The sequence below is a fragment of the Streptomyces sp. UH6 genome, assembly GCF_013421635.1.
GTDB lineage: Bacteria > Actinomycetota > Actinomycetes > Streptomycetales > Streptomycetaceae > Streptomyces > Streptomyces abyssomicinicus.
The window spans coordinates 1-5,749 of sequence record NZ_JACADT010000316.1 but is presented as its reverse complement, the minus strand read 5'-3'; the positions used below and the strand labels follow the sequence as shown (position 1 = coordinate 5,749).

The window sequence follows — 5,749 nt, the reverse complement described above, 5'->3', positions numbered from 1 at the left end:
CGCTGAGGGCGAGGCCGCCGACCCAGGCGCCGCCCGCGTTGGCGAGGTTGAAGGCGGCCTGGTTGGCGGAGGAGGCCAGCGAGGGGGCGGAGGCGGCCCGCGTCATCACCATCAGTTGCAGCGGCGCGCCCAGCGTGAAGCCGGCGACGCCCAGCATCAGCACGGCCACCGCGCCGCCCGCCTTGGTCTCCATCAGCACCGGGTACAGCAGCAGCGTGACGGTCATGGTGGTGAGACCGGCCAGGATGGTGCCGCGCGGCGAGCGGTCCGCCAGGCGGCCGCCGAGCAGGTTGCCGATGGTGGCGCCCACGCCGAACAGGGAGAGCACCAGCGTGACGGAGGTCTCCGCGTACCCGGCGGCGTCGGTCAGCATCGGCGTGATGTAGCTGAAGGCGGAGAACAGGGCGCCGCCGCCCACGATGGTGGTGGCGAGGACCAGCCAGACCGACAGCGAGTTCAGCGCCGCCATCTCGCCGCGCAGCCCCACCGGGGGCGCCGCCCCGTCGGTGCGCTTCTCGCGGGGCACCAGCAGAGCCAGCGCGGCGACCGCGGCGACGCCGATCAGGCAGACCGCGCCGAAGGTGGCCCGCCAGCCCAGGTTCTGGCCGAGCAGCGTGCCGACCGGGACGCCGACGATGTTGGCGACGGTCAGACCGGTGAGCATCATGGCCACCGACCGCGCCCGCTTCTCCGGGGCGACGAGGGTGGTGGCGACGACCGAGCCGACGCCGAAGAAGGCGCCGTGCGGCAGGCCGCTGAGGAAGCGGGCGGCGAGCAGCCAGGTGTGGTCGGGGGCGAGCGCCGACAGGCCGTTGCCGACGATGAACAGCCCCATCAGCCAGAGCAGCACCCGGCGGCGCTCCATCCGGGCGGTGACGGCGGCGAGCAGGGGTGCGCCGACGACGACGCCGAGCGCGTAGGCGGATATCAGGTGGCCCGCGGACGGGATCGAGACGCCCAGGTCGGCGGCGACCTGCGGGAGCAGGCCCATCATCACGAACTCGGTGGTGCCGATTCCGAAGGCGCCTACAGCTAGGGCGAGCAGGGCCAGTGGCATGGGGCGTGTGCCTTTCAGCATGGGGTGGTCACGGCCGGCGGGTTCTGCCCAGCAAGTATGTTCCACTCCGCAACAAAACCCTGGCCGTCAGTATTTCAGAGGGCAGGTGCTCTCGTTCCCGGCGAACCGGTGAATATCTGATGTCGGCGTCAGCCTACGGACATGCTCGCGGCGAGCGGCAGGTGGTCGCTGCCGGTCGCGGGGAGCGTCCAGGAACTGACCGGCTCGACGCCGCGGACCATGATCTGGTCGATCCGCGCCATCGGGAACGAGGCCGGCCAGCTGAAGCCGAAACCGCTGCCCGCCGCGCCCTGGGTGGAGCGCATCTGCGACGTCACCGCGCGCAGCGCCCGGTCGTTCATGGTGCCGTTGAGGTCGCCCAGCAGGACGACCCTCTTCAGCGGCTCCTTGGCGATGGCCTCGCCGAGGGCGTCGGCGCTGCGGTCGCGCTCCCGGGCGGTGAATCCGGCGTCCAGCCGGACGCGGACCGAGGGCAGGTGCGCGACGTAGGCCTTCACGTCGCCGAAGGGCGCCTCGACGGTGGCGCGCATGGCGCGGGTCCAGCCGAGTCCGATGTCCACCGGTTCCACGTCGCGCAGCGGGTAGCGGCTCCACAGGCCGACGGTGCCCTGCACCGAGTGGTAGCGGTAGGCGGAGGCCAGCGCCTTCTCGTATACGGGGACCGCCGACTCGGTCAGCTCCTCCAGCGCCACCACGTCCGCCCCCGAGGCGGCCACGTCACGGGCGGTGCCGGCCGGGTCGGCGTTGCCCGCGTTGACGTTGTGGGTGACGACGGTCAGATCGCCGTCGGCCGTCGGGTCGGTCTTGTCGGACAGCAGGCCGCCGAAGAGCCCGGCCCAGACGAAGGCGGGCAGCAGCCCGGCGATCACGGCGGTGGCCGAGCGGCGCAGCAGCGCCCCCAGCAGGAGCAACGGGATCAGCAGGCCGAGCCAGGGCAGGAACGTCTCGGCAAGGCTGCCGAGGTTGCCCACCACGTTGGGCACGTGCGCGTGCAGCCGCATCACCAGGGCGAGCAGCACGGAGCAGGTGGCCAGCACCAGGCCGCGGCGCCACACGCCCGGCCCGGCGAGGCTGTCGCCGACGAACCGGCAGACCCGGCGGTGGGCCCAGCCCCGGAACCGGCGTGGCCTGCGGGGATCCTCGCCCCCGTCGTCCGTCTCCGTCGCGAACGCCTGCTGCGTCATCCGCCGCCTCACCACCTGCCGTGCACACCGTCCGTACCCGCGGGTCGTACGCGCCGTACTCGTCGTACGCGTGTCTACGACCCTAGGCCATGTCCGGTTCCGGTCCCGCCGGGCGCTCGGGAGCATCTCCCGTCACGCGGCGCCTTACAAGGGATGGGACGACCAACCGGAGGGAACGGGTTCCACGGAGCGGGCCGCGAAACCACCGTCCGTCACCCAAACCGCACATCCCGCATCCCCCTCTTCTCCTCCGGCGGGTCAGGTGCAACCATGGAAATGGTCCGGGGACGCCGTGAGGGCGCCTCGAGATGACGAATGAAGGAGCCGTTCCATGACGCAGCTTCAGGCTGCCCAGAAGAGCCCCGACGGCGGTGGGAAGTCCCTGTACGGCGGGAAGAGCAACCGCCGGGTGACCGTCCGCGACATCGCCCTGGCCAAGGAGCGCGGAGAGCGCTGGCCGATGCTGACCGCCTACGACGCGATGACGGCGTCCGTGTTCGACGAGGCCGGTATCCCGGTCCTGCTGGTCGGCGACTCGGCCGGCAACTGCCACCTCGGCTACGACACCACCGTGCCGGTCACCATGGACCAGATGGTCATGCTGACCGCGGCCGTGGTGCGCGGCACCAGCCGGTCGCTGGTCGTGGCCGACCTGCCGTTCGGCTCGTACCAGGAGGGCCCCGTGCAGGCCCTCCGCTCGGCGATGCGACTGGTCAAGGAGGCCGGCGCCACGGCGGTCAAGCTCGAGGGCGGCGAGCGGTCGCACGAGCAGATCAAGCTGCTGGTGGACTCCGGCATCCCGGTGGTGGCCCACATCGGCCTCACCCCGCAGTCGGTGAACTCCATGGGCTACCGGGTGCAGGGCCGCGGCGAGGAGGCCGCGCAGCAGCTGCTGCGGGACGCGAAGGCCGTGCAGGACGCGGGCGCGTTCGCGGTGGTGCTGGAGCTGGTGCCGCGCGAGCTGGCCGCCGAGGTCACCCGCACGCTGCACATCCCGACCGTCGGCATCGGCGCTGGGCCGGAGTGCGACGCGCAGGTGCTGGTGTGGACCGACATGATGGGCCTCACGCCCGGGCGGGTCCCGAAGTTCGTCAAGAAGTACGCGGACGTGCGCCAGGTGATGGGCGACGCGGCGAAGGCGTACGCCGAGGAGGTCGTGGGCGGAACGTTCCCGCTGGAGGAGCACTCCGTGCACTGACCCCCACCGCGGGGCGCACCGGCCCGAGGGACGCCACCTCGGGCAGCACCACCCCGAGAACCACTGCGAGGACAGCCCGCCGATCCCCCCGTCGGCGGGCTGTCGTGCTCCTTCGCGCCCTCCGCGGCCTCCGCGGTCTCCGCGGTCTCCGCGGTCTCCGCGGTCTCCGCGGTCTCCGCGGTCCCGCCCGCCCTGTCCGTCTCACCCGCCGCGCCCGCCTTGTCCGCCTCGCCCCCCCGTGGGCCGCTTGTCGGACGTCTGTGGGACGCCTGTCGGACGCCTGTCGGAAAAATGTCGGCGCGGTGTCGGTGGAGCCTGACAGCGTGGACGCCATGACACGCGACGACGACAAGACGCCCGCCCCCGCGGTCTCCGTCCGGGGGCTCACCAAGCGGTACGGGCAGACCCGTGCCCTGGACGGGGTCGACCTGGACGTCCGGGAGGGCACGGTACTGGGAGTGCTGGGCCCCAACGGCGCCGGCAAGACCACCCTGGTCCGCATACTCTCCACCCTGATCGTGCCCGACGAGGGGCGGGCGACCGTCTCCGGCATCGACGTGCTGCGCCAGCCGCGCCGGGTGCGCCGGGTGATCGGTCTGACCGGCCAGTACGCCTCGGTGGACGAGAAGCTCTCCGGCCGGGAGAACCTGTACCTGATCGGCCGTCTCCTGGACCTGCCGCGCAAGGCCGCGCAGACCCGCGCCGACGAGCTGCTGGAGCGGTTCTCGCTCACCGACGCCGCCCGCCGCCCCGCCGCCACCTACTCCGGCGGCATGCGCCGCCGCCTGGACCTGGCGGCGTCGATGATCGGCCGCCCCCAGGTGCTCTTCCTGGACGAGCCGACCACCGGGCTGGACCCGCGCACCCGCAACGAGGTGTGGGACGAGGTGAAGCGGATGGTCGGCGAGGGCGTGACCGTGCTGCTCACCACCCAGTACATGGAGGAGGCCGAGCAGCTCGCGGGCGAGCTGGCGGTGATGGACCGCGGCCGGGTGGTCGCGGGCGGCGGCATCGACGAGCTGAAGGCGAAGGTCGGCGGCCGCTCGCTGCGGATCCGGCCCGCCGACCGGGCGGACCTGGAGCCGCTGGCCGCCGCGCTGGACGCGCTGGGCGTCACCGGCCTGGCCTCGGTCGCGGTCGACGCTGAGAGCGGCTCGGTCCGGGTGCCGGTGCTCAGCGACGAGCAGCTCACCGCCGTGCTCGGGGCGGCCGCCGCGGGCGGGATCACCCTCGCCTCGGTCGTCACCGAACTGCCCAGCCTGGACGAGGTGTTCCTCTCCCTCACCGGACACAAGGCGTCCGACACGCCCGACGCCGACACCGCCACCGACGGCGACTCCGCCGCGAAGCTCGAGGAGGCCGCCGCATGAGCGCCACCACTGTCACCGCCCCCGCCGCCGCGCCGGTGCGCGAGGCGGCCGACGACCGCATCGGCCTGCGCGGCCACCTGAGGCACACCGGCGCGCTGATGCGCCGGAACCTGCTGTGGATCCGCCAGGACCCGGAGTCGATGTTCGACGCCGTGCTGATGCCGATCGTCTTCACCCTGCTCTTCGTCTACGTCTTCGGCGGCTCCATCGGCATGGCGCTGGGCGGCGGCCGGGACGAGTACGTGCAGTACCTGGTCCCCGGCATGCTCGCCATGATGGCGTTGTCGATGTCGATGTCGGTGGGCACCGGTTTCAACCAGGACATCCAGAAGGGCGTCATGGACCGCTTCCGCTCGCTGCCCATCGGGCGCGGGTCGGTGCTGTTCGCCAAGATCGCCGTGGAGCAGCTGCGGGTGCTGCTGTCGACCGTGATCCTGCTGGTGGTCTCCCTGCTGGTCGGCTTCCACATCGAGAACACCCTCGGGCTGCTGGCCGCGGTGGGGCTGTCGATGCTCTTCGGGTCCTCCCTGATGTGGGTGTTCCTCGCCATAGGCGTCACCGCGAAGAGCGCCCAGTCGGTCCAGGGCCTGGGGTTCCTGGTGATGATGCCGCTCCAGTTCGGCTCGTCGCTCTTCGCCCCGACGTCCTCGATGCCGGGCTGGCTCCAGGCCTTCGCCGACTGGAACCCGCTCTCCGCCCTCGCGGACGCCTCGCGCGGGCTGATGACCGGCGGCCCGGTCGCCCGCGACCTGTGGGTCACCCTGGGGTGGACGGCGCTGCTGACGGCGATCATGGCGCCGTACGCCGTCCGGAAGTTCACCACGCGGAACTGATCCGGGCTCCCGGGCGCGGATCGCGCGCCGCCGCGCGGGGTCAGACGAGGGCCGCCGCCTCCTCCACGGGGAGGCCGCGGCCTTCC

5 protein-coding genes are annotated in these 5,749 nt (G+C 72.5%); 3 read left to right on the top strand and 2 right to left on the bottom strand.

The features are described 5' to 3' along the window. Together HW445_RS16395 and HW445_RS16390 are read right to left on the bottom strand one after the other, a co-directional pair. A partial coding sequence (locus HW445_RS16395; RefSeq protein WP_180221761.1) for an MFS transporter occupies nt 1-1,057 on the bottom strand: 1,057 nt, incomplete at its 3' end. Nucleotides 1,058-1,206: 149 nt separating this feature from the next. Continuing rightward, nucleotides 1,207-2,262: an endonuclease/exonuclease/phosphatase family protein gene (locus HW445_RS16390; protein WP_180221760.1), complete on the bottom strand. Its 1,056-nt coding sequence runs from the start codon at nt 2,260-2,262 to the stop codon at nt 1,207-1,209. 331 nt (nt 2,263-2,593) lie between these two features. Between HW445_RS16390 and panB the strand changes: the two genes are divergently transcribed. The 3 genes from panB (at nt 2,594) to HW445_RS16375 (ending at nt 5,663) form a co-directional block, all read left to right on the top strand. After that, nucleotides 2,594-3,460: a 3-methyl-2-oxobutanoate hydroxymethyltransferase gene (gene panB, locus HW445_RS16385; protein WP_180221759.1), complete on the top strand. Its 867-nt coding sequence runs from the start codon at nt 2,594-2,596 to the stop codon at nt 3,458-3,460. Between the two features lie 332 nt (nt 3,461-3,792). Further along, nucleotides 3,793-4,830, top strand: coding sequence for an ATP-binding cassette domain-containing protein (locus HW445_RS16380; protein WP_180221762.1), 1,038 nt, complete (start codon nt 3,793-3,795; stop codon nt 4,828-4,830). Further along, nucleotides 4,827-5,663: an ABC transporter permease gene (locus HW445_RS16375; protein WP_180221758.1), complete on the top strand. Its 837-nt coding sequence runs from the start codon at nt 4,827-4,829 to the stop codon at nt 5,661-5,663. Before HW445_RS16380 ends, HW445_RS16375 begins: the two co-directional genes overlap by 4 nt. The last annotated feature ends 86 nt before the right edge of the window (nt 5,664-5,749 follow it).

Coding starts and splice junctions, on each gene's coding strand:
- HW445_RS16390 (WP_180221760.1), bottom strand. CDS start 2,262: ATGACGCAGCAGGCGTTCGCGACGGAGACGGACGACGGGGGCGAGGAT.
- panB (WP_180221759.1), top strand. CDS start 2,594: ATGACGCAGCTTCAGGCTGCCCAGAAGAGCCCCGACGGCGGTGGGAAG.
- HW445_RS16380 (WP_180221762.1), top strand. CDS start 3,793: ATGACACGCGACGACGACAAGACGCCCGCCCCCGCGGTCTCCGTCCGG.
- HW445_RS16375 (WP_180221758.1), top strand. CDS start 4,827: ATGAGCGCCACCACTGTCACCGCCCCCGCCGCCGCGCCGGTGCGCGAG.